General features: G+C 41.3%; 24 protein-coding genes. 4 read left to right on the forward strand and 20 right to left on the reverse strand.

Going from position 1 to position 23,490, the window contains the following annotated elements:
* Positions 1-5 precede the first annotated feature (5 nt).
* The 4 genes from L2735_RS08290 to nudF form a co-directional block, all read right to left on the reverse strand.
* Entirely contained in the window at positions 6-581 is a 576-nt protein-coding gene (locus L2735_RS08290) for a YqiA/YcfP family alpha/beta fold hydrolase (RefSeq protein WP_248984248.1), read from the reverse strand.
* Between the two features lie 74 nt (positions 582-655).
* Complete coding sequence (gene cpdA / locus L2735_RS08295) at positions 656-1,495, reverse strand: 3',5'-cyclic-AMP phosphodiesterase (RefSeq protein WP_248984249.1); 840 nt, start codon at positions 1,493-1,495, stop codon at positions 656-658.
* A gap of 32 nt (positions 1,496-1,527) precedes the next feature.
* Positions 1,528-1,968 (reverse strand): DUF1249 domain-containing protein, encoded by a 441-nt coding sequence (locus tag L2735_RS08300; RefSeq protein ID WP_248984250.1) that lies wholly within the window; start codon positions 1,966-1,968, stop codon positions 1,528-1,530.
* Between the two features lie 132 nt (positions 1,969-2,100).
* Positions 2,101-2,724, reverse strand: coding sequence for an ADP-ribose diphosphatase (gene nudF / locus L2735_RS08305; protein ID WP_248984251.1), 624 nt, complete (start codon positions 2,722-2,724; stop codon positions 2,101-2,103).
* A gap of 283 nt (positions 2,725-3,007) precedes the next feature.
* Between nudF and tolC the strand changes: the two genes are divergently transcribed.
* Entirely contained in the window at positions 3,008-4,318 is a 1,311-nt protein-coding gene (gene tolC, locus L2735_RS08310; protein ID WP_248984252.1) for an outer membrane channel protein TolC, read from the forward strand.
* Positions 4,319-4,859: 541 nt separating this feature from the next.
* Here the strand turns inward: tolC and L2735_RS08315 are convergent.
* From L2735_RS08315 to L2735_RS08325, 3 genes are read right to left on the reverse strand one after another with little or no spacing between them, the layout of a single operon-like run.
* Positions 4,860-5,597 (reverse strand): TIGR04219 family outer membrane beta-barrel protein, encoded by a 738-nt coding sequence (locus tag L2735_RS08315; protein ID WP_248984253.1) that lies wholly within the window; start codon positions 5,595-5,597, stop codon positions 4,860-4,862.
* 2 nt (positions 5,598-5,599) lie between these two features.
* Entirely contained in the window at positions 5,600-6,571 is a 972-nt protein-coding gene (locus L2735_RS08320; protein WP_248984254.1) for a DUF2333 family protein, read from the reverse strand.
* Positions 6,572-6,583: 12 nt separating this feature from the next.
* Entirely contained in the window at positions 6,584-7,072 is a 489-nt protein-coding gene (locus L2735_RS08325) for a copper chaperone PCu(A)C (RefSeq protein ID WP_248984255.1), read from the reverse strand.
* Between the two features lie 35 nt (positions 7,073-7,107).
* Between L2735_RS08325 and L2735_RS08330 the strand changes: the two genes are divergently transcribed.
* A complete protein-coding gene (locus tag L2735_RS08330) occupies positions 7,108-7,845 on the forward strand; it encodes an enoyl-CoA hydratase (protein WP_248984256.1) in 738 nt (245 codons plus the stop codon).
* 165 nt (positions 7,846-8,010) lie between these two features.
* On the opposite strand, the gene L2735_RS08335 is transcribed toward L2735_RS08330, so the two are convergent.
* The 6 genes from L2735_RS08335 to dnaB all read right to left on the reverse strand — a co-directional run bounded on the left by L2735_RS08335 (position 8,011) and on the right by dnaB (position 14,292).
* Positions 8,011-8,217 (reverse strand): PspC domain-containing protein, encoded by a 207-nt coding sequence (locus L2735_RS08335; RefSeq protein WP_248984257.1) that lies wholly within the window; start codon positions 8,215-8,217, stop codon positions 8,011-8,013.
* 179 nt (positions 8,218-8,396) lie between these two features.
* On the reverse strand, positions 8,397-8,744 hold the full coding sequence (locus L2735_RS08340) for a hypothetical protein (RefSeq protein WP_248984258.1): 348 nt from the start codon (positions 8,742-8,744) through the stop codon (positions 8,397-8,399).
* 304 nt (positions 8,745-9,048) lie between these two features.
* The gene (gene dusA / locus L2735_RS08345; RefSeq protein ID WP_283104580.1) at positions 9,049-10,068 is read right to left on the reverse strand and encodes a tRNA dihydrouridine(20/20a) synthase DusA; all 1,020 of its coding nucleotides are present in this window, start codon (positions 10,066-10,068) and stop codon (positions 9,049-9,051) included.
* Between the two features lie 166 nt (positions 10,069-10,234).
* Positions 10,235-11,608, reverse strand: coding sequence for an outer membrane protein assembly factor (locus tag L2735_RS08350; protein WP_248984259.1), 1,374 nt, complete (start codon positions 11,606-11,608; stop codon positions 10,235-10,237).
* Between the two features lie 60 nt (positions 11,609-11,668).
* A complete protein-coding gene (gene alr, locus L2735_RS08355; protein ID WP_248984260.1) occupies positions 11,669-12,748 on the reverse strand; it encodes an alanine racemase in 1,080 nt (359 codons plus the stop codon).
* Between the two features lie 134 nt (positions 12,749-12,882).
* The gene (gene dnaB / locus L2735_RS08360) at positions 12,883-14,292 is read right to left on the reverse strand and encodes a replicative DNA helicase (RefSeq protein WP_248984261.1); all 1,410 of its coding nucleotides are present in this window, start codon (positions 14,290-14,292) and stop codon (positions 12,883-12,885) included.
* Between the two features lie 131 nt (positions 14,293-14,423).
* Between dnaB and L2735_RS08365 the strand changes: the two genes are divergently transcribed.
* Positions 14,424-16,622: a S46 family peptidase gene (locus L2735_RS08365; RefSeq protein WP_248984262.1), complete on the forward strand. Its 2,199-nt coding sequence runs from the start codon at positions 14,424-14,426 to the stop codon at positions 16,620-16,622.
* Positions 16,623-16,933: 311 nt separating this feature from the next.
* Here L2735_RS08365 and rplI read toward each other — a convergent pair whose 3' ends face one another.
* Genes rplI through rpsF form a run of 4 tightly spaced genes read right to left on the reverse strand, consistent with a single transcriptional unit; the run spans position 16,934 to position 18,369 of the window.
* Positions 16,934-17,386, reverse strand: coding sequence for a 50S ribosomal protein L9 (rplI, locus tag L2735_RS08370; RefSeq protein ID WP_220752128.1), 453 nt, complete (start codon positions 17,384-17,386; stop codon positions 16,934-16,936).
* Positions 17,387-17,414: 28 nt separating this feature from the next.
* Entirely contained in the window at positions 17,415-17,642 is a 228-nt protein-coding gene (gene rpsR / locus L2735_RS08375) for a 30S ribosomal protein S18 (RefSeq protein WP_055023454.1), read from the reverse strand.
* 12 nt (positions 17,643-17,654) lie between these two features.
* The gene (gene priB / locus L2735_RS08380) at positions 17,655-17,957 is read right to left on the reverse strand and encodes a primosomal replication protein N (protein ID WP_153915458.1); all 303 of its coding nucleotides are present in this window, start codon (positions 17,955-17,957) and stop codon (positions 17,655-17,657) included.
* A gap of 7 nt (positions 17,958-17,964) precedes the next feature.
* Positions 17,965-18,369 (reverse strand): 30S ribosomal protein S6, encoded by a 405-nt coding sequence (gene rpsF / locus L2735_RS08385; RefSeq protein ID WP_055023456.1) that lies wholly within the window; start codon positions 18,367-18,369, stop codon positions 17,965-17,967.
* A gap of 340 nt (positions 18,370-18,709) precedes the next feature.
* Between rpsF and L2735_RS08390 the strand changes: the two genes are divergently transcribed.
* The gene (locus tag L2735_RS08390; RefSeq protein ID WP_248984263.1) at positions 18,710-19,453 is read left to right on the forward strand and encodes a DUF481 domain-containing protein; all 744 of its coding nucleotides are present in this window, start codon (positions 18,710-18,712) and stop codon (positions 19,451-19,453) included.
* Positions 19,454-19,536: 83 nt separating this feature from the next.
* Here the strand turns inward: L2735_RS08390 and rlmB are convergent, their stop codons facing one another.
* The 3 genes from rlmB to L2735_RS08405 are packed head-to-tail and all read right to left on the reverse strand — an operon-like array spanning position 19,537 to position 23,410.
* Positions 19,537-20,277, reverse strand: coding sequence for a 23S rRNA (guanosine(2251)-2'-O)-methyltransferase RlmB (rlmB, locus tag L2735_RS08395; RefSeq protein ID WP_248984264.1), 741 nt, complete (start codon positions 20,275-20,277; stop codon positions 19,537-19,539).
* 4 nt (positions 20,278-20,281) lie between these two features.
* A complete protein-coding gene (gene rnr / locus L2735_RS08400) occupies positions 20,282-22,756 on the reverse strand; it encodes a ribonuclease R (RefSeq protein ID WP_248984265.1) in 2,475 nt (824 codons plus the stop codon).
* 42 nt (positions 22,757-22,798) lie between these two features.
* Complete coding sequence (locus L2735_RS08405; protein ID WP_248984266.1) at positions 22,799-23,410, reverse strand: tetratricopeptide repeat protein; 612 nt, start codon at positions 23,408-23,410, stop codon at positions 22,799-22,801.
* Positions 23,411-23,490: the final 80 nt, after the last annotated feature.

Genomic DNA, 23,490 nt, shown 5'->3' on the forward strand with positions numbered 1-23,490 from the left:
ACTGATTAAGAAATCTGTAAAAATTCACATATCTTATCTAGCTGATTTTTATAGCCAATAAAACTGTGGTCACCATTGGGCTCTAAATGCAGCTCACAACAATGATATTTGGATAACGCTTGACGATAATCTAACACTTCATCGCCAGTTTGCAAAAATACTAAGAAACGGTCGGGACGAAATATCACTTCAGTATCATACTCAGCCACATCTAACTTGTGTTGCGGCAATACTTGATAGTGCTCGTCAGTATAAGGGTTATATTGAGGCCCTAAAAACTCATCAAAAAGCTCAAATGGCTTTACCGCTGGATTAACTAAAACAGCTTTACCGCCATAGGTCTCAGCTAGATAACTCGCAAAATACCCACCTAAAGAAGAACCAATAAAACGTAATGGTTCACCTTCAGCTTTCGCGCGCTCTACAATACCACATAATAAGGCCATCGCTTCTTTTGGCGATGATGGTAATTGAGGTTGAATGAAGGGTAAATTCGGAAAACGGTGTTGAATATACTGAGCCGTTTCTATTGCTTTATCTGACTGAGGGGAACTATTAAATCCATGTATATAGAGAAGCATACTTCCTCTCGCGTTAAATAACCTGAAATGCTAAAGCATTAATAAAATCAGGCTAACACATGAATACCTAGCGTTTAATAACCACTAGCATCATTGTCTGGAGAGAATTTTTCCCCGGGCACCCGATAAACGTTTGTTTGAATGCTACCATTGCTTGCTAACTCCAGCAAACGATAGCCAGGTTGAAGTCCATCTAAAGCAAAATAGGATGATTTTGGTTTAAATTGTATGCAGGTGGATGGCGTGGCCATTAAATAAATCCCACCTTCAGCTTTTGGGTACTGAGTATCAATGGTTTGATGAACATGCCCCCAAAGCGCACCTTTGACTTGCGGGTATTGGCTAACACGCTTTAAAAACGCGTCACCATTACTCATACAGTGCTGATCAAGCCAACTACATTCAACCAAAATGGGATTATGGTGCATCACTAATAGCACATGCTTATTCGGTTCAGCTTTAATGGCAGCATCAATAAGCGCAAATTGTTGCTCTGCCATGTATCCGCCAGGCTTGCCACGTACTGTAGAATCCAACATTAAAATTTGCCATTCACCCGCTAGAATACGTTGCTGGCCAAATAAATGCGGCCCTTGCATATGTAAACTCATCAAGCGTGGATCATCATGATTACCAGGTAGGTAATGACAAGGAAGGTTTAACTCTGCAATTGTCGTGGAAAAGTGTTGATAAGACTGTGGAGAGTAATCTTGGCTTATGTCACCCGTAGCCAAAATCATGTCAGCAGGATATTCACTCGCGAGAAAAGTGTTTAACACCGCCTGAAAACTAGCAGCCGTATTCACACCTAACAGCTTTGATTCGGGATCAGCAAATAAGTGCGGGTCAGTAACTTGAATAAGTCGCACGACATCCGTATCAGCAATTGAATAAGACACTGGCTCTTTAAGCACTAATTAATCCCAACATAAATTAATTCAATGTTTTAGAGTGATGAAGAACAGACTTGCACAGGGCGACATCCAATCTTTAACAGCTCTTCTAGAAATGCATTAACTTGATACTTCTCATCCGTTTGATGCATATGTACATTTGGATAATCATACACTGCTTTTAACCGATAAATCTGTTGACTAGTTAACACTTCTGCTAATTGAGCATCATGATAGACTCGCACACTGGCTTTAGGTGTGATAAGGAAATCACTGTTAGGTAAATGACGTGTTATTTCAATTAATTGAGTATATTTTGTGTTCTCTAAAATAGTGACATCCAGTAAGCCAAATTGACCTTCTACAGTCCAAGAATCATTAACTTCAGCAACTTCAGGTAACCACTTTAAAATCAACGCATAATTACGCCCACACAATGCTAGGAAAGCACTGACATTAGGTTGATATTTATATTTAGTGGTTTGTGGCTTCAAAATAGTCTCACTTACTTCATTTCTATTTGTTACAGGTATCTGTTACAGGTATTGCTTACAGATGCCTTTCATTAAGTGTTCTAGTTTATTTTTTGAATTTACCGAGTATTAGCTTAGCTTGCCCAACAACGGCTAAGCTTGTCTTACTTTATCTAAGTTTAGTGCTAGCCACTGCAAACCAATAACAGTTGATGCATTATCTATTCGACCTGAATTGACCATCTCCATCGCAGCGTCAAAGCCAACAACATGCACTTTAATATCTTCATGTTCATAATCGAGTCCGTGAATACCTTCGGCTTTTGTGGCATCAACTTTGGCCCAATAAAAATGAAAACGCTCAGAGGAGCCACCTGGTGTTGCTAAATAACTATTGACCAAGTGCACTTCGCTGGCCTTCAAGCCAGTTTCTTCCATTAGCTCACGTTCTGCTACTTCGGCGGGCACTTCGCCGGCAGCAATCATACCTGCCACAAGCTCAAGAAGCCAAACAGAATTAGTCGTTGCTAATGCAGGTAATCTAATTTGTTCTATCAATACCACTTGGTGAGTGACGGGGTCATAAGGCAAAACAACGACGGCATTACCTCGCTCGAAAACTTCCCTTGTGACAACGTCACTCCAACCACCTGAAAATAACTTATGCTTGAATTTATATTCATCTAACTGAAAGAAACCTTTATATAAAGTTTTAGTGGAAATGACTTCAACATCGCTTTTTGCGTTAAACTGTTCTATTACTTCACTATCTTTCATATTTTTTCTTACAGTTAGTAAGCCCTTTGAAATATTTTATGCATTATTATATTCGTTAAGTGTTTAAACATGCGAATTTAAAAAAGTCTGTTACAACTTGAAAGTTGATATTTAGCTTAAAGATGATAGTCTTTTTATCATACACACTAGATACATAGCGGGATTGCACAAAGTTTTAGCTTGTTCACAATATGCTAAAGTAATCCTGCTTAAAATTTTAAATTGTGAACAAACAAGATCATCTTACCTCCCAAGCGGAGACTATGTCTAAAAAGGGCAGCAAATGAAATTTAAAATACGTTCTTTATACGCAGCACTAACACTAGCTGTTGCTGCACCAGCAGCAAATGCTGACGATTTATTGCAAATTTATCAGCAAGCGCTGACAAGCGATACCATCGTGCTACAAGCTCAGTCTCAACGTGATGCATTATACGAAACGATTGAAGAAAACCGCGCTCCCTTACTGCCTACCATCAGCGCTAACGTTGGCTACGCTAAAGCATGGAATGATCTTGATGATGGAAAACCAACAGAAAAACCAGATGGTTTTACTGGTGGAGTAACCCTAAACCAAGTTATTTATGATCACAGTGCATGGGTCGGTTTAGACTTAGCGGAAATGGCTGCATCACAAGCTGACTCAGCTTATGCATCTGCGCTGCAAGCATTAATCATTCGTGTAACCACAGCATATTTTGATGTATTAACGGCAAAAGACAACTATGAATTCCAAGGCGCAGAGAAACGCGCTATTGAACGTCAATTAGAGCAAACTAAACAACGCTTTGCAGTAGGTCTAACTGCAATTACCGACGTACATGAAGCTCAAGCGCAATACGATTTAGCTTCTGCAACTGAAATTTTGGCAGAAAACACCTTAGCCAACAGCTATGAAGCATTACGTGAAATCACAGGGATAGATCATAAAACGATTAATACTCTTGATACTAACCGTTTTTCAGCAGGAGCAGCCAACCCAACCAGCTCTTCAGAATGGTTAAAGATAGCTGAAACCAACAGCATCGACTTGATGACTCAGCGTATTGGACGTGATATTGCTAGCAAAACCATTGACTTGTTTAAAGCCGGGCACATGCCTTCGCTTAACTTAGGTGCTGGTTATACAAAAGGGTTTGAACAAAATCCAGGTTATGACTATGACAACGCCAACATTGCAGTGACATTGAGTGTACCAATATTTGAAGGTTTTAAAGTGTCATCGCAAGTTAAGCAAGCCCAGTTCCAATATGTTGAAGCAAGTGAAAAGCTTGAGCAAGTTCATCGTGGTGTGGTTAAAGATGTTCGTAACAACTTCAATAACGTTGGCGCATCAATCAGTTCAATCCGCGCTTATGAGCAATCAGTGATTTCATCTGAAAGTGCTTTAAAAGCAACTCAAGCAGGTTTTGAAGTGGGTACTCGTACTATCGTTGACGTATTAAACCGTACACGTGACTTATACGATTCAAAGCGTCAGCTGTCTGATGCACGTTATGGTTACATCAACTCAATCCTAGCGCTAAAACAAGCTGCAGGCACATTGAGTGAAGATGACATCATCTCTATCAACAACGGCTTAATCGCTCAGTAATGTTGATAAAATAACAAAAAACCGCCACAAGGCGGTTTTTTTATGTCTATAAATTCACTCATGAGAAAGTCAGTTCAGTTTCTGTGAATACCTCTTTAAATACTAAACCCTGCTGAGTGCTCGAATCCATAAACATCCAAGTTGAAATCACGGTAACGAATATCTTTAGCAGTATCTAATTCAACTGCAAAAAGTAACATCAACTCATGCTTGATGCTTGATGCTTGATGCTTGATGCTTGATGCTTGAACACGTCGTAAACACCTTAAGTTGAAATAACAACAACTAAAACAACAACTTAATATCCAGGCAATAATACCAATCAGCATAAGAATATGATCATTCTTACTGGTTAAAATCGCTTATAACTTCGTTAGAAATTTGGTAGTAATTGCAACTAGCTAGCTGCAATTCCAGCCTTGTTCTAAGCAATTTTTCCTACGCAATATCTGAACAGTTATTTATCCCAATTGGTATAAGATCAAAATTCAGCTACAAAAAAACCGCCACAAGGCGGTTTTTTATATCTATAACTAACTGATTAGAAAGTCAGTTCAACACCAGCAAAGGCACCAGTAAAGCTCATATTCTGTGTCGTGCTCGAGAAGTCATCAACATCAAAGTTGAAATCACGATAACCAACACGTATTGCGGTATCTAATGCTGTACCTTCAAACTTCCAACCAAGACCTGCGTTGTAATCGTAAACACTGGTTTCATCGACACCTAACATCACATCAGCAAAAGCATATAAACCAAGACCCGGAACACCTACTTCAGCGCTTGCATAAACCATAACGATACCACTATCGACGTCCACTTCTTCAGGATGACCTAGGTCTTGAACGCGCAATGAACCATGCATTTGCTTGTAAGCGGCACCTAAATCTAACGCCACTAAATCGTTATCAAGGATTTCGTAATAAAGCACAAAATCAGTGTTACTTAGGTCGTTATATACTGTTGTATCAGATTCAAACTGATGACCATTGAACATAAAGTTTGAGCCAACTTGACTACCCTTACCCTCTAAGCTGTTTTCACGAATTTTGATGTTTGGCACTATAGGAATTGGGTGCTCAATCGCAATCCAAAGGCTACCTTGAGATTTAGACTCATAGTTATAAGTTTGCGCTACACCATCATCGCTATTGAATGAACCACTGGTGTCAGCTTCCCAATAGTCACCACCAACTTTAAAACCAACAACTGTAGCTGCATGAGCAGAAGAAACGCTCAACATACCTAATAAGGCAGTGGCAAGAAGTGTCTTTTTCATCATTATCCCTGAGAGAGTAAGTTAGTTAAATCAATCACCGCGGCATTTGCACGGGATATATAGTTAGCCATTACCAACGAGTGATTGGCGACTAATCCAAATCCATCACCATTTAAAACCATTGGGCTCCAAACAGTTTGCTGAGTGGCTTCGAGTTCACGAATAATTTGTCGTAAACTCACTTCAGCATTTTTCTTTTCTAATACATCAGCGAAATCAACTTCGATAGCTTTCATGAAGTTTAATAAAGCCCAAGCAGAACCTCGGCTTTCATAAAGCACATCATCAATTTTCCACCAACTAGTTTTAATCTCTAAATCAGTCAATGAAGGTGTAGACTGTCTTGCAGTACTGTCACCCGCTAAATCAGTATTTAAACGATCTTGACCTACGCTGGCTGATAGCCGCTGTGACATGCTGCCCAAACGCTTTTGGACTTCTTTTAACCATTCATTCAGATTATCTGCACGGGCATAAAACTGCGCATTACTGTTTTCTGTATCGCTAATTTTAGCGCGATATAATTTCAGTAATTTGATCGCTTCACGGTACTCGCCTTCAGCACTTGGTACTAACCAACTCGTATGTTCAATGTTTAACTTTGAATGTGCGGCGAGTAAATCGGCATCAGCAGTTGATTGCGATTGTGAGCGACTAAACTCTTTACGCAAGATTAAGGCTAAGTCACGAGATTGCTCAAGTGCGCCAAATTCAAAGGCTGGCATATTATCCATTATTACTGATGGCGGCATAATATCATTGGATAACCATCCACCTGGTTTGTCCAATAGGGTTTCCATCGTCAAAATTAATGACGACGTCGTGGCATAACCAACAATTTCATCCCCGCGTTCATTTTGAAGTACATCAGGCTCGAGAATATCTGGCTCGATACTCCACCAAACTGCGATAAAATAACCAATTAACAAGATTATTCCTACGACTCCAAATACTTTATTCCGTGTCATTTGCATCAAAACAGCTCCTTAATGATGATGGTGATGATGATTACTTTCTTGGGTATCACTATTCGATCTTTTTTCTACTGCTAATTCGATAGCGAGGGTTTGACCATCTTTAAAGGTCAATACCAGTGGAACTTTATCGCCCATTGTAAGTGGCTTGGTTAATGATAGCAGCATAATATGATCACCTGATGGCTGCAGCGTTAATGTGCCATGAGATGGAATATCGAACCCCTCAACTTGGCGCATTTTAACCATGCCATTTTCTTCGACCAAGGTATGTAGTTGCGCCTCTTCAGCAACTGGCGTCGTCACAGAAACTAAAGTCACCGTATCATCGGAATGATTCATCAAGGTTAAATAAGCTGCGGTATTTGGCACACTTGCAGGCATCGCTCGAACATGCCCTTCAGTTAACATTATCCCCGCTGAAGCAGAAAAAGAAAATACACTTAATGCTAAAAAACTAAACAGTTGTTTGAATATTGCTTTCAATGTCATAAACTCCATTTACACCCTACTCGTGTCCATAAGGAAAACAACGAATGAGTCAGATTCAGGTTAAGGATGATCAAGGCGTACGTATTATCAGTTTCAATCGTCCTGAAAAACGTAATGCATTTAATCTTAAAATGTACCAACAGCTTACAGAATACCTGATCCAAGGTGAGGCCGACAACGACATTCGTACCTTTATGTTGCGCGGTGAAGGCAACTGCTTCACTTCAGGTAACGATATCGCAGATTTCCTTGCCAGTGGCGAGCTAAATGATACTCATCCTACGGTGCAATTTCTGCATTGCCTGCTAAATCTTAAAAAACCAATTGTAGCTGCAGTTTCTGGCGCAGCTGTAGGAATTGGTACAACCATGCTACTGCATTGCGACCTAGTTTATGCAGATAGTAGCGCCAAATTCCAGCTGCCTTTTGTTAATTTAGCCTTAGTTCCCGAGGCTGCATCAAGCTTGTTATTACCCTTAATTGTCGGCCAGCAAAAAGCGGCTGAATTAATTTTATTAGGCGAAAGCTTTAGCGCTAATACAGCAAGTGAACTTAACATTATCAATCGAGTGATTGAGCAGTCGGAATTAGATGGTTTTGTTTTAGCGCAAGCCAAAAAACTCGCAGCGCAACCACCACAATCTTTGCAAGCATCTAAAAAGCTACTGCGCTACAACCAGTCAGAAGTTAAACAACAAATGCTAGCGGAGTTAGACGTGTTTGGAGAAAGACTTAAAAGTGATGAAGCCAAAGCACGCTTCCAAGCTTTTTTAAATCGATAATCTTCTGCGTTTTCATTACTCACGTTAATGAAATAACGCTATGAGGCTTAGCAATAGGAAGAAGGTAACTGCACATTTAATAGTGCATGTTGAAGATAAAGATAAGAAGTAACAGCCTCTTCCTTGTGCGGCCCTGATGTTAGGGTATAAAAACTTACCCTAACATTAGTATTTTGTTTTTTGCAGACTCACTACAATGGCAGTCACAAAGTAAGCTATCAGCCCCATCGTCGGGTTCAGAAAAATTGCGATTAACGTTAGTACTCGAGTCCACATCACTGACCAGCCAAATTGCTTTGATACTGAGTGTGTTGTGCCACATATAATGCTTTTATCTGCTGTTAAAAACTTTTCAACATCGGACATGTTCATTTTGTTTCTCCAGCGAAATCTAAACCTGTCATCTCTTTAGAAATCGCATCGACACTTTTAAATTGGTACCACTGCAACCCGCATATCAATAGTGAACAAACTATAAAACTAACAACGGGAAGCAGAAGTAATGAGATTAATGGATCTGCTAAATGAAATATCATCATTAAATCCATAAATTAGTCCTCGTTGCTGGCTAATACTGAATCTGTCGTCGCTTCTTGCGTTGTTTCAGCTATCTCAAGTGAACTGTTTAACTCAAATACTTGCTCTGCAATTTGACTATGTAACGACAATACAATTTCTTGTTTTGCTGATTGCAGCATTTCAGTCGCTGTTTCACTAATGCGTGTTTCAAGCACATTGATCATATCGTTACTGTTCAAGTCATTTGCTTGTGCGCTAACACTTGCGGTAGCAAGTAATGCCACTAGAGCTACTTTTTTAAATACACTTTTAGCCGTTGAATTTGCGTTAGTGTTAGTCGTAGAAATTAAACCAGTTGTATTATTAGTTGAGTTAAACATGATGTCTTCCTTTTCAATTGTTGGGTACACCATGGTTATTACAAGCTGCGTGCCAAGTCTTTAAATTATTTTTAAGCACTGATTTTAAAGTAATTTTTACCATATCAAGATTTTTAGCTATAAAACCAAGTTGAGCGCTTTTTAAACTATTAGTATTTTTAACCACTAAAATAGTGAAATTAGCTAAAACTTAATTAGCCAAATACAGCACACAAAAAAAGCGCCATCACAGGGCGCTTTTTAAGGCCAAAAATGTCAAAACCAAGAGTATTGTTAAGCTTTGACTTCAGATCATTTTATAACGTCAGACATTATTATTGGGGTAAAAAGTGACATCAGCTGGCGGGCGACTCTGCTCCATTCTTGCAACGGCGTCCCATATCACTGACACTCCTGCTCCTGCTTTATGGGCATTCTCACTCAAATGTCGTCGCCAACCTCTAGAACCCGGTAAGCCTTGGAATAAGCCAATCATGTGACGAGTAATGTGGTTTAATCTGCCACCCTCTTTTAAATGCTGCTCAATATACGGCATCATTCGCTCAATCACTTGCTCACGAGTGATAACGGGCTTGTCTTCACCGTAAATCATTTGATCCACTTGCGCTAGAATGTAAGGGTTCTGATAAGCCTCACGTCCTATCATCACACCATCGAGCTGCTTAAGATGAGTTAATGAGTCCGCTAGCGTTTTAACCCCGCCATTAATACTGATATTCAAATCAGCATAATCACGCTTGAGTTGATAAACACGCTCATAGTTAAGTTCAGGTATTTCACGGTTCTCTTTCGGGCTTAAGCCTTGCAGCCAAGCCTTTCGAGCATGAACAATGAAAGTATCACACCCTACCGCTTTAACCGTATCCACAAAATCGGTAAGAAACTCATAACTGTCTTGCTCATCAATGCCAATACGGGTTTTCACCGTCACGGGAATATCCGCCACTTGCTTCATGGCATCAACACATTCAGCGACTAAAGCAGGTTCGGCCATCAAGCAAGCGCCAAAACGGCCATTCTGTACCCGATCAGACGGACAACCGACATTAAGGTTAATCTCATCATAGCCACGTTCAAATGCCAATTTGGCACACGTCGCTAAATCTTTTGGATTTGAGCCACCTAATTGCAGAGCAACAGGATGCTCTTCTTGGTTATAGGCTAAGTAATCACCTTGACCATGAATGATGGCACCTGTGGTGACCATTTCGGTATACAGCACAGTATTTGCCGACATCAATCTTGCAAAGTAGCGATAATGCCTATCAGTCCAATCAAGCATTGGTGCGATTGATAGTGCTCTATTCAGTGTTGTTGAAGCCAAAAAATTTACCTTATCGATGATTATCAGCGACTTAATGAACTTGATTTAAACTGCCAGTTTTTTCTACTTAAACAGCCAAAATTTCAGCCGCGCATTATATCACTATGCAGCTTTTAATGAAGATTGTTTATGATTAATTTCTAATCTTGCTATATAAGATATTAGATTAGAATGGTTGATTAACCATCACCCAAAACTGGCTTTCATCGCCACCCGTGACAAAGTCTCCACGAATGACAATATTCTCAACTTCAAAGCGAACGCTGGCGCCATAGGAGGTTTTCATATCTTTATGTAATGAATCGAGTGCAAATTCGTCAGTGACATTACCGGTCTCAAGTAATAACGCCCATTGCCACCAAGCTACATCATATAAATTAAACACTGGCAGGTTTTGCAGCGGTTGCCAGCGTGGAGTTACTCGGTACTCGACCGCATAATTCACTGCGCTTCTTCCGGTAAATTGTTTAGAGTCATAACCCCGTAGTCGGTCAAAACCACCTAACGACACACCGGCAAAACTCGGCGGTCTTTGATAGGTTTGACTGTCATGGTCAACGTCATTCCAAGATGGCGTATCTGCAATATAAAAGTTACTTGCTAGTACCTGTGCTTCAAACCATGAATTACTGCCTAGCGAAAAGAAGGCACTTTGCTCAAACTCCCACATTAACCAGTTCGGGTCATCATTGATTTCACTGCCACGAGTAATGGTTAAACTGGTTTCGCCACCCTGGGTACTATTATTGGCTGAATCACGGTTATCCCAATTAAGGGCAAATTCAAAACCGCGAGCTTCATCGGGCAGATAATCTAGCGCTTCTAATTCTCGGTATTTATTGAATGGTGTTAGGCTAAGTGTTGTAACACCTGACTCTAGTGGATTCCAATTGATGGCATTTTGTTTACGTGCAAGTGATGCCGCAGCTCCATTTGCGCCGCCGCCAATAGGCAATACGTACTTAATGTGTAACTTTGAAAACCCTTCGTCTCCCACACTGACAATACGTTCAGCATCGTTAGCTTGCTGAGCTCGAGGTAAGTAGTAAATGCCCTGTTCATAATGGCCGCGAAATAATTCAGCGCTAAATAACCATTGGTCTAGTTTTGGAATTTGGTAATTGTAAAAACCTGCGTATGTCAGCCAACTATCATTGGCAGAATACAAACCAATACCTAATGCTACCGCTTGAGCCTGTCCTGCATGTTTAACCAATCCTGCAGCGCCAAAGGTGGTACTGAGGGTTTCAGTTGAAAAAACAATCGGTACTGCGACAAACTCAGGATCATATTCTGGCGAACCTTTCTCTAACGACTCTTTTTCTAAAGACTCTTTCTGGGGTGACGATTGCTCAGATGAAGTAAGCTCAACTGCATCTTTTTCAGATGGGAGCTCAACTGAAACCACTGGGCCTTCGGATGCCACAGTTTGAATCATGGAAGTTTGATTAGGTTTAACTTGTGATGTAGTCGTTCCTGCAACGGCGCTCACACTCAATACTACGCAATAAATCATTATGGCTGATTTATACAACTGCACTCAACTTTCCTCTAACTTAACAACTCAATAAGTTTGATAAACTGGGTAAACCTACCTGCACTATGGCTGTAAATCGACAACCACCCGTGGGGTCAGTTTAGTCACCAATTCATAAGCAATCGTGCCAATATGCTCAGCGACTTCTTCAACAGCAAGGGCTTTACCCCACAGCTGTACTAAGTCACCGACACTGTCAGTTGCATCGGCACCTAAATCAACCGTTAGCATATCCATTGACACTCGCCCTACAACGGGAACTCGTCGGCCATTGAGCCATACAGGCGTGCCTTCAGGTGCATTACGTGGGTAGCCATCGCCATAGCCAATAGCAACAACACCGAGTTTAGTATCTTTAGTGGCAGTCCAATGAGCGCCATAACCAACACTTTGACCTGCTTTATGATCGCGAACGGCAATTAAATTAGATACTAACTCCATTGCAGGCACTAAACCGTGATGGCAGCCTTTATCCCCGTAAACAGGTGATACGCCATATAAAGCAATGCCAGGTCTTATCCAATCACATTGGCTTTGGGGCCAAAATAAGGTACCGGCTGAATTTGCCAGTGTTCTGTCGCCTGGTAAGTCTGCAATAAGTTGATTAAAGGTATCCATTTGCTGCTCGGTGAGGTTATTGTCAGGTTCATCGGCACATGCAAAGTGAGTCATTAAGTGAATCGGTTTTTTCACATTTGCACAGGCCACTAAACGTTGATAAACGTCATTAAACTGCTCAATGCTAAAACCAAGTCTGTGCATGCCAGAATCGACTTTAAGCCAAACAGTGATAGGAGCAGTTAAGTTTGATTGTTCGAGCATTTCAATTTGAGATTCATGATGAACGACAGTATCAATCTGATGTTTTACCAGTAAGGGTAAATCCGACTGACGAAAGCAGCCTTCAAGTAGCAGTAATTTAGCACTCACACCGCCTTCACGGAGTTGCAGTGCCTCTTCAAGCCTTGCTAAACCGAATCCGTCTGCATTTTCAATACATTGAGCCACATTGAGCAAACCATGGCCGTAACCATTGGCTTTAACGACTGCCATCACTTTACTGTTAGGCGCTATCTCTCTTAACCTTGCAAGGTTATCTTGTAAGGCTTGTTGGCTGATTTCTGCACGGGGAAACGGTTTCAAATAATTAACCTTACTTGGCAAACGGGCGCAGATAAAGCACCATGAAAAACTAAAAAATGAGCCTCTGTTTTTATAAACAGAGGCTTGTTTGATAATAGCAACTTGCTAACGAAAGTCTGTTTTATGAAACAGTATTAATCTTCGTCAAACATTTGCGTCCCAGAGTAATTATCAAACCGAGAAAACTGACCTTGGAAAGCTAATGGCACACGACCAATTGGACCGTTACGTTGCTTACCAATAATAATCTCTGCAACACCTTTTTGTTCAGAATCATCGTTATACACTTCGTCACGATAAATAAACATGATCAAATCGGCATCTTGCTCAATCGAGCCTGATTCACGCAAATCCGAGTTAACAGGTCGTTTATCTGCACGTTGTTCCAACGAACGGTTAAGCTGTGACAGAGCAATAACAGGAATTTCAAGCTCTTTCGCTAATGACTTTAACGAGCGAGAAATTTCGGCAATTTCTAAGGTACGGTTATCTTTTAATGACGGCACCTGCATTAGCTGTAAGTAATCAATCATGATCATCGATAGCCCACCATACTCACGCGCAATACGTCTAGCACGACTTCGTACTTCAGTTGGTGTTAAGCCTGAACCATCATCAATGTACATCTTGCCTTGTTCCAGCATGATCCCCATCGTTGACGACACGCGAGCCCAATCTTCATCATCAAGTTGACCGGTACGAATTTTGGTTTGATCCACTCGACCTAAAGACGCCAACATACGCATCATGATCTGTTCTGACGGCATCTCCAAACTGAAAATAAGCACTGGCTTGTCTTCGTTCATCGCTGCTTGTTCACACAAGTTCATCGCAAAGGTTGTTTTACCCATCGATGGACGTGCAGCCACAATCACCAAGTCACCCGATTGGAAGCCGGCGGTCATTTTATCAAGATCAGTAAAGCCACTTGATACACCTGTCACACCGTTATGGGGGTTATTGTATAATTGCTCAATTTTGTCGACGGTTTTTTCAAGAATCGACTTAATGCCTTCAGGACCTTCATTAGCATTGGCGCGAGATTCAGCAATTTTAAATACTTTGGTTTCAGCTAAATCAAGCAAGTCGCTCGAATTACGTCCTTCAGGGTTATAACCAGCATCGGCAATTTCATGAGCAACACCAATCATGTCACGAACAACTGCACGTTCACGTACAATGTCGGCATAAGATAAAATATTACCTGCACTAGGAGTGTTTTTAGCAATTTCCCCTAAGTAGGCAAAACCACCGGCATCTTCAAGTTGATCTTCAACTTCAAGGCGCTCTGAAACTGTGATCAAATCAATAGGCTGACCCGTTTCAACTAAACGGCTCATAGCCGCATAAATCATTCGGTGCGAACGAGAATAGAAATCTTCAGCCACGATAGCTTCTGAGACTCTGTCCCAAGCTTCGGCATCAAGCATTAAGCCACCTAAAACAGATTGCTCAGCTTCAATAGAATGAGGCGGTAATTTAAGCGCGTCGACTTGAGCGTCTCTTAACCTTTCCTTTGCCTTAAAAACACCTTTTTGTGACATTAAAACTCCCAATTCCCAACCTGTTTGTAAAATATGGTATAACACCGAGGTCATGCAAACATGTTGCGCAACAATTTGTGCAACATTGACCGCTGATGCAGACTAACAATAATAATATTTAAGGAAAGAACATGCGTATTGCACTCGTTGCAGCCCTTGTGCTGTCTTCCGGGCTAGCCCATTCCGATGAAGGCCAATGGCAACCCTATCAAATGCCTTCTATCGCAGATAAATTAGCTCAACGCGGCATCGAAATTCCTGCCAAACAACTTGCTGACTTAACCCAATATCCAATGAATGCTGTTGTCGGTCTCGGCTATTGTACCGCCAGTTTCGTCTCGCCCCAAGGGCTAGTTGTGACCAATCATCACTGTGCCTACCGAGCAATACAATATAACAGTAAAACTGAGCACAATTACCTAGAAGAAGGCTTTCTTGCGAACACTAAAGCAGAAGAACCTTCAGCAGGCCCTAACGAGCGATTATACATCACTGAAGCCGTAACGGATGTAACTAAAAGCGTTAATGCCAATTTAAGCGAAGAACCGTTAGCACGTTACGAAGATATCCAATCAAACCGCAAAGCATTAATTAAAGAGTGTGAAACGGATGAGAACTACCGCTGTTCAGTCAGTAGCTTCCATAACGGTTTAGAGTATTACTTGATTAAGCAGTTAATCATTCGTGATGTTCGCCTTGTTTATGCACCACCTGAAAGCGTCGGCGCATTTGGCGGCGACATCGATAACTACGAATACCCTCGCCACTCTGGTGACTTTACCTTTTTACGCGCATACGTTGGTAAAGACGGTAAACCAGCTGGCTACGCTGAAGACAATGTGCCTTTTGAGCCTAAAAGCTATTTAAAAATTAATGCCGATGGTGTTAAAGCGGGCGACGGTGTTTTTGCTGCAGGCTACCCAGGCTCAACGAGTCGTTACCGCCTGACCAGTGAATTAAAGTTTGCCAGCGATTGGATGTACCCAACGTACGCCAAACGCTACCAACTGCAAATCGATACCATTAACCAAATGGCCGCCGACAATAATACGATTGCGATTAAATATGCTGGTAGCTTAGCGTCAATGGCAAACCGCATGAAAAAGCTCAATGGATTATTAGATGGTTTCAAAGCCACTGATATTGTGGGTATCAAACAAGCACGCGAGAATGATTTCTTAGCTTGGCTTAAAAAAGATACTCAAGCGAACCAAAACTTAATCAGCGAACTTGAGCTGCTATTAGCTAAGCAGCAAAATCAAATTCAAACAGATTATTTCTTTAATAACGCCCAGTCGAGTTCACTGCTATCTGCGGCTAAAAAGCTTTACCGCTTAGCAAAAGAAAAGCAATTACCTGATGCAAAACGTGAGCAAGGTTTCCAAGAGCGTGACATGAAAATGTTCGCAGCGAACCTAAAACGTTTAGAGCGCAGCTTTGATGTATCCGTTGATAAAACGCTGTGGCTACAAGATTTAAATGCTTACATGGCTCAAAATCAACGAGTGGCTATCTTAGATGAAGCGCTAAACAAGATTTCTGATGCTGAAGCATTATCTGCAAAACTTGATGGCTACTATGCGTTAACTAACCTAACCGATAAAGAACAGCGTTTAGCTTGGATGGATAAAGATGCTGAAGCGTTTGAAACAAGTTCAGATCCATTTATTCGTTTAGCGGTTGCCCTGCACGATACTAATATGGCGCAGGAAAACACGGAGAAGTCATTAAAAGGGCAACTTTCAACAGCGCGTCCTGAGTACATGAAAGCCATCATTGCGTATTACAAAGCTAACGACTGGCCAGTGTACCCTGATGCAAACCGGACTCTACGTATTACCTACGGTATGGTTGATGGTTATCAATCTCGTGATGCACTTTATAAGCAACCTTTCACTCGCCTTGAAGGGATTGTCGGTAAGCATACTGGTGAAGAGCCATATAATGCACCGAAGAAGTTACTAGATGCTATCGCGACAAATGACTACGGCAAACATACTGTTGCGTCTGTATATCAAGATCCGCGTTCATGGATCTGCAGTTTGTTTTCTTGTTTAGATAAACCTGAAGAATTTAACTCAGTACCGGTTAACTTCTTATCAAGTGTTGATACCACAGGTGGTAACTCTGGCTCACCAGTATTTAATGGTAAAGGTGAAATGGTTGGTTTGAACTTTGATTCAACCTACGAAGCAATCACCAAAGACTGGTTCTTTAATCCAACGATCACTCGTGCAGTGCATGTGGACTTCCGCTACATACTTTGGATGATGGATAAAGTTGATCACGCTGATAACTTAATTCAAGAGTTAGATTTAGTGAGAAACTAATGTCTCGCTAATACAACATTCACAACATCCAAACAGCCTCGATTAAGTGATTAATCGGGGCTTTTTTATCTATACCAATCAGCATAAGAATATGATCATTCTTATTGGTTAAAATCGCTTATAACTTCGTTAGAAATTTTGTAGGTAGAGCAACTAGCTAGCTGCAATTCCAGTATTGTTCTAAGCGATTTTTCCTACGCAATATCTGATCACTTATTTATCCAGATTGGTATTAATCTTAAGTCAGACATAAATTTCAGGCATAAAAAAACACCGCCAATTGGCGGTGTTTTCTTTAAAGCAAATTGCTATTAGTCTTCTGCAACAACAGAAACTTTAACAACAGCTTTAACTTCAGTGTGAAGCTGAACTTCAACTTCGAAGTCACCTAAAGTGCGTAATGCACCTAAAGGTAGACGTACCTCAGCTTTAGCAAGCTCAACGCCAGCAGCAGTAACTGCATCAGCGATGTCGCGAGTACCAACTGAACCGAATAGTTTACCTTCGTCACCAGCTTTAGAAGCGATAACAACTGCGTCTAATGCAGCAAGCTTTTCAGCTCGTGCAGCACAAACACCTAATTCAGCAGCTAATTTAGCTTCTAATTCAGCGCGACGTGCTTCGAAAACTTTAACGTTTTCGTCATTAGCAACAACAGCTTTGCCTTGTGGCAAAAGGAAGTTACGTGCGTAACCGGCTTTAACTGAAACTTGGTCACCTAGGTTTCCAAGATTAGCGATTTTATCAAGCAGAATAACGTTCATTATCTAATTCCTCTGATTAATACTGCGATTACTGATGTAAATCAGTGTAAGGCAGTAGAGAAAGATAACGAGCACGCTTAATCGCGCGAGCTAGTTGGCGTTGATATTTAGCACTAGTACCAGTGATACGGCTAGGAACAATCTTACCGCTTTCTGTTACGTAGTTTTTTAAAGTAACGATATCTTTGTAATCAATTTCTGCAACACCTTCAGAGGTGAAACGACAGAACTTGCGACGACGGAAATAACGTGCCATGTTGACAGTCTCCTAAGTTTTCAATTCGACATTTTCGGCGTGCATAACCAATTTATTTTGGCCATTTCGTCCTTGCTGCATAGAGATAAACCCTTCAACTTGGACCTGCACGCCTGCTTTTAATTCTTCTGTAACGCTATTAAAACGTTGGCCACTTAATATGACTTGGATGAGGCAATAAACATTTCTCAACATCTGGCCTTCATACCGCTGCGCTTTGTGCTCTAACGTGATTACCTTATGTGGAATCCCGCTTGGGCTATCAAATCGCTTAGAACGAGTTATCGTTCCTGACAATACTAAGTGATTAATCACAGATTAATTATTCAGCAGATTCTTCAGCGCTTGCTTCAACTTCTTTTTCAGCAGCTGGTGCAGCAGTAGGAGCACGACGTGAATCACGCTCATCTTTTGCTTTAGCCATTGGAGAAGCTTCAGTAACAGCAGTTTTAGTGCGCATTACCATGTTACGCAGAACAGCGTCATTGAAACGGAAAGCTGTTTCTAACTCTTCGATAGACTCTGCAGTTGCTTCTACGTTCATAAGAACATAGTGAGCTTTATGTAGGTCTTGAATTGGGTAAGCCAATTGACGACGACCCCAATCTTCTAGACGGCTGATAGTACCGTTAGCATCAGTGATTACACTGCTGTAACGCTCGATCATACCTGGGACTTGTTCACTTTGATCTGGGTGAACCATAAATACGATTTCATAATGACGCATTTATTGCTCCTTACGGTTAATTAGCCTCACGTGTGGCTCAGTCAGACCAAGTTGGAGGCAAGGAACGAAATTAAATGACTGATTTGAGCGCGACATAGTACATAAACACAACACCAAACTCAAGTAATACTTTCACGTTCACCTTATTAGTTTTAAATACTCGAAATATTCATATATAGGCTTAATTTACTATGCAAAAATTCAATATAAAACTGAACAACTTATGCTTGCTCGTTAAGGTTTTTAATGACGGTTAGCTTTGCAGCCCACTCGATTACAGGTATTATGTCGCTTCATCCGAATTTCAGGCGTTCCTAATAACAATTCATAGAAAAGCGTAATGAAAAAAGTCATCATTTTTACTTCTACTTTGCTCGCTTCATCTTCAGCCTGGGCACTGGTTCCACCTGATTACAAAGAGCCACCAAGTGACTTTAATGCCGAAATTGAAGCTGGGATGCAATTAAACACTGGTAACAATGAGTCACAAAACTTTAATGGCCGAACTTATTTAAAGTACGATACAGATAAAGCCACACAAGAATTCACTTTCAAAGTCTATTACGCGGCAGATGAAGAATCGACCACTGCAGAAAAATATGATGTTTATGCTCAATCGAGTTACAAACTTGAAAGTGGTTATATTTTTGGCCGTGGGGAGTTCACTTGGGATGACTTTGGTAGTTATACCAAACTTTCGACAATATCGGCTGGTTATGGTTTTGATATTATCTCGAACTATCAAACAAAATTAAGTTTAGAGGTTGGTCCTGGTTTTCGTTATGACTTACCTAAAGCAACAGATTCTGATTTAAACCCAGACGCTAACCAAGACATTATTTTACGTACTGCGGCAAAGTACTCAGTAAAACTGCAAGAATACACGAGTCTTAATGCTGATTTAACCTCAGAAGTCGGTGAAGACAACAATACACTGACACTCGACTTAAGCTACAAGAATACTTTCCTACAGGACTGGGCTTTCAAGATTGGTGTCAACGTTAAGTACACCGCAGTGGTACCTGAAGACAGTTTTAAAACCGATACGATTACCACTTTTAATTTACTTTATACCTTCCAGTAATCAGCAGTTTTCAAACCTCATAAAACAAAAAACGGGCTCTAGGCCCGTTTTTAATATAAATCGCTTATCTGTTGATTGTGGCGTTAAGCTTTACGCTGACGTACAGCTTCAAACAAACAAATACCCGTTGCAACTGATACGTTTAAACTTGAAACACTACCTGCCATTGGGATCGAGACGATTGAATCGCAACTTTCGCGCGTCAAACGGCGTAACCCTTTATCTTCTGCACCCATAGCAATGGCCAAAGGACCTTTTAAGTCTGCTTGGTACAACTCACAATCAGCTTCACCTGCTGCACCAATAATCCACACCCCTTTTTGCTGAATGTGACGCATGGTGCGGGCAAGGTTAGTTACCTGAAATAATGGAATGGTTTCTGCCGCGCCGCAAGCCACTTTACTGACCGTGGCAGTTAAGCCAACTGAGTTATCCTTTGGTACGATAATCCCTTGAACACCAGCCGCATCCGCATTACGTAGACATGCGCCTAGGTTGTGAGGGTCAGTAACGCCATCAAGAATTAACAGAAATGGCAGCTCAGTTTTTTCAAGCAATGCATCTAAATCATTTTCAGTCAGGATTTTTGCAGGCTTTACTCGCGCCACAATACCTTGGTGTTGACTGCTTGCAGATTTTTCATCAAGCACTTTACGGCCCGAACGCTGCACAGATACACCATATTGGTTTGCAGTGTTAATTAATGGCAGTACACGTTCATCTTCACGCCCCTGCACTACCCATAATTCAATCACACGCTCAGGTGCATTTCGTAGCAAAGCTTCAACAGCATGGATGCCAAAAATGATATCTTGTTTTTTCATTTACTTATTTTCTCTTACGCTTTGCTTTAGATGGTTTTTTCGCAGCTGTAGCCGCTGAGCTTTTTACAGGTTTTTTAGATGCCTTACCTGTGCTCTTTTTCTTAGCACTGGATTTAGAGCGCGGTTTTTTCGTGCTACTTGAGCCACGCTTAGTTCCGGCTTTTTCATCTTTACTATCACTGCTTGAACCCGACTGATTCGAACCTGCTTTACTTGAGCCTGCTTTGGCGCCTTCAAGGTTAGCCCTTTCACGTGCAGTTAACGGTTTACGATTCGACTTTTTACGGCTCTTACCGTGATCGCCGAGCATGATAAGATCTATTTGACGATCATCCAAGTTAACGGCAGCAACTTTTACACTGACTTCATCACCGACTTGATAGATGTTCTTGGTATTTTCACCAACCAAACGTTGACGCATTGGGTCAAACTGATAGTAATCACTCACTAAACTTGAAATATGCACTAAGCCATCGATGTAAAGATCTTTTAATCTCACAAACAAACCAAAGCTAGTCACAGAAGCAATAACCGCTTCAAAATCATCACCAACATGGTCTTGCATGTACTCACACTTAAGCCAGTCAGCTACATCACGAGTGGCTTCATCTGCGCGGCGTTCCGTTGTCGAACACTCTTCACCTAGCTTATCCAACTCTTCAAGATCGTAATGATAACCACCTTCAGGGGTCCACTTATCTTTAACATTGCCATCTTGTGCCGCTAATAAATAGCGGATCACACGGTGCAATACCAAGTCAGGATAGCGGCGAATAGGCGAAGTGAAATGCGAGTATTCAGTTAATGCTAAACCAAAGTGACCGTCATCATCAGGGCTATATACCGCTTGTCTCATTGAGCGCAGTAACATGATTTGAATCAATTCAGCATCAGGTCTGTCGGCAATTTTTAACATCACATCTTGGTAATCAGATGGTGTAGGTTCCTCACCACCGCCCATCGATAACCCGCGCTCTGCTAAAAACTCTTTAAAGTTAGCTAATTTGGTTTCCGATGGCGCTTCATGCACACGGTATAACACTTCACCTTTGTGCTTTTTAACAAATTTAGCCGAGGCAACGTTCGCTAAAATCATGCACTCTTCAATAATTTTATGCGCTTGGTTACGGCTACGAGGCACAATCGCTTCAATCTTACGTTGCTCATTGAATATGAACTGAGTTTCAACCGTTTCAAAAGCAATTGCACCACGTTCAGCTCGGCGCTCATTCAAGGTTAAGTACAAAGATTGTAAACATTGAAGATGCGGGAATAAGCTTTCGTGTTCAGGGGCGATTTCGCCACCTTCAAGCATTGCTGCTACTTGGGTATAAGTAAATCTTGCATGTGAATGCATCACTGCAGGATAAAACTTATAACCAGATAACTTACCCGCCGCTGAAATCGTCATTTCCGCAACCATACATAAACGGTCAACATGCGGATTTAGCGAACATAAACCATTAGAGATTTTTTCTGGCAGCATTGGGATTACTTGTGAAGGGAAATACACTGAGTTACCACGTGCGCGAGCTTCTTCATCTAATGCTGAATCCGTTCGCACATAATGGCTCACATCCGCAATCGCCACCCATAAACGCCAGCCGCCACTCGGTTTTGTTTCAGCGTAAACCGCATCATCAAAATCTCGGGCATCTTCACCATCAATGGTCACTAAAGGCAGGTGACGTAAATCAACACGGCCTTGCTTATCAGATTCAGGGACTTCGTCAGGAATGCGTTTAAGCTTTTTCTCAATAACTGAAGACCATTTGTGCGGTAAATCGTAATTGCGCAGTGCAATCTCAATTTCCATTCCCGGTGCCATGGTTTTACCAAGCACTTCAGTCACTTTTGCAGCCGCTTTAACAAAGCGGCCTGGTCGGCGAGTTAATTCAACCACCACAACATCGCCCGCACGGGCGCCATTGCTATCTTCTTTAGCAATTAAAATTTCTTGGGTGATACGTCTATCGTCTGCAATAACAAAAGCCATTCCAGCATCAACATGGTAGCGGCCAACTAATGGGGCGACTCTTTGTTGTACTAATCTGACAATACGCGCTTCACGACGTCCACGACGATCTGAGCCTGCTTTTTGCGCTAAGACTTTATCGCCATGAAAATACATCTGCATATCACGGTTATTAATAAATAGGTCATCGCCACCTTCATCAGATTTAAAAAATCCGAATCCGTCTCGGTGACCAATCACACTGCCTGAAAGTAAATCCATCTTTTCAGGTAAGCCATAACTATGGCCGCGGGTATAAACCAGTTGTCCATCACGTTCCATTGCACGCAAACGTCTTCTTAACGCTTCAAGATGATCTTCATCAACCATCTTTAATGCTGCTGCAATGTGTTCTCTAGTAACAGGTGATTTCTGAGCGCGTAAATACTCTAAGATGTATTCACGGCTAGGGATTGGGTTTTCGTACTTGTCTTGCTCTCTCTCAAAATGAGGATCGTTGATCATTCAATTTCCAAATAATTTACTCCAATGTTGGAGTCTTAGCGTTTAGTGCAGCTGCGGCTGCTGTGCTCGCGCGACTATACTTGCGGGCATCTTAGCGGCTAATTTCTGCAATAATGAAGTCGCTTTTTTCTGTGTGGCTTCATCATTAAATACGCTGTTATATAACCAATGGTAACCTAACTTGTAATCTACAGGACTACCATAACCTTCGCCAAATAGGCGAACTAACATTAATCGTGCTGGCACATCGCCATTAGCAGCAGCAGGCATCACATACTGCACGGCACGGTTTTTATCTTTGACTACCATTTTGCCGTGATAGTAATATTCGGCCAGTTTTAGCATCGCCTCAGCGCTACCTTGCTCTGCAGCAATTTGTAATTGTTTCATGCCTCTGGATGCATGCTGCGGCACACAAACACCATGATTAAGCATCTCGCCCCATAAGAATTGATACATGGGCTGCTTTAGCACTTCGGCTCTCGCTTCGATGTCTTGCACTAGCTGACAATCATCCGCTTTAACTTGCTGTAAATATTGATTCGTTCGGATCAATTTAAGTAATTGCTCATCATTATAAATATCTACTGAAGCCATTTCAGCAACAAGCATATAAGGAATAAAGCACAATACTAATAAACTTAAACGCAGCATAACGATTCTCAATGACACTTTAGTTACTCAATGCATCGGCATTATAGCTCAATTCTTGAGTATTAACTGCACAAACCACA

Origin of the sequence: Shewanella olleyana (genome assembly GCF_023283825.1) — a bacterium.
GTDB classification, from domain to species: domain Bacteria; phylum Pseudomonadota; class Gammaproteobacteria; order Enterobacterales; family Shewanellaceae; genus Shewanella; species Shewanella olleyana.

Excerpts from the sequence above, each read along its gene's own strand:
- rpsF (WP_055023456.1), bottom strand. The coding sequence starts at position 18,369 with ATGCGTCATTATGAAATCGTATTTATGGTTCACCCAGATCAAAGTGAA.
- rnr (WP_248984265.1), bottom strand. The coding sequence starts at position 22,756 with ATGATCAACGATCCTCATTTTGAGAGAGAGCAAGACAAGTACGAAAAC.
- dnaB (WP_248984261.1), bottom strand. The coding sequence starts at position 14,292 with ATGTCACAAAAAGGTGTTTTTAAGGCAAAGGAAAGGTTAAGAGACGCT.
- L2735_RS08405 (WP_248984266.1), bottom strand. The coding sequence starts at position 23,410 with ATGCTGCGTTTAAGTTTATTAGTATTGTGCTTTATTCCTTATATGCTT.
- L2735_RS08390 (WP_248984263.1), top strand. The coding sequence starts at position 18,710 with ATGAAAAAAGTCATCATTTTTACTTCTACTTTGCTCGCTTCATCTTCA.
- L2735_RS08315 (WP_248984253.1), bottom strand. The coding sequence starts at position 5,597 with ATGAAAAAGACACTTCTTGCCACTGCCTTATTAGGTATGTTGAGCGTT.
- L2735_RS08365 (WP_248984262.1), top strand. The coding sequence starts at position 14,424 with ATGCGTATTGCACTCGTTGCAGCCCTTGTGCTGTCTTCCGGGCTAGCC.
- L2735_RS08335 (WP_248984257.1), bottom strand. The coding sequence starts at position 8,217 with ATGAACATGTCCGATGTTGAAAAGTTTTTAACAGCAGATAAAAGCATT.
- nudF (WP_248984251.1), bottom strand. The coding sequence starts at position 2,724 with ATGAAAGATAGTGAAGTAATAGAACAGTTTAACGCAAAAAGCGATGTT.
- rlmB (WP_248984264.1), bottom strand. The coding sequence starts at position 20,277 with ATGAAAAAACAAGATATCATTTTTGGCATCCATGCTGTTGAAGCTTTG.
- L2735_RS08325 (WP_248984255.1), bottom strand. The coding sequence starts at position 7,072 with ATGGAGTTTATGACATTGAAAGCAATATTCAAACAACTGTTTAGTTTT.
- L2735_RS08290 (WP_248984248.1), bottom strand. The coding sequence starts at position 581 with ATGCTTCTCTATATACATGGATTTAATAGTTCCCCTCAGTCAGATAAA.
- L2735_RS08330 (WP_248984256.1), top strand. The coding sequence starts at position 7,108 with ATGAGTCAGATTCAGGTTAAGGATGATCAAGGCGTACGTATTATCAGT.
- rpsR (WP_055023454.1), bottom strand. The coding sequence starts at position 17,642 with ATGGCACGTTATTTCCGTCGTCGCAAGTTCTGTCGTTTCACCTCTGAA.
- L2735_RS08340 (WP_248984258.1), bottom strand. The coding sequence starts at position 8,744 with ATGTTTAACTCAACTAATAATACAACTGGTTTAATTTCTACGACTAAC.
- rplI (WP_220752128.1), bottom strand. The coding sequence starts at position 17,386 with ATGAACGTTATTCTGCTTGATAAAATCGCTAATCTTGGAAACCTAGGT.
- tolC (WP_248984252.1), top strand. The coding sequence starts at position 3,008 with ATGAAATTTAAAATACGTTCTTTATACGCAGCACTAACACTAGCTGTT.
- L2735_RS08320 (WP_248984254.1), bottom strand. The coding sequence starts at position 6,571 with ATGCAAATGACACGGAATAAAGTATTTGGAGTCGTAGGAATAATCTTG.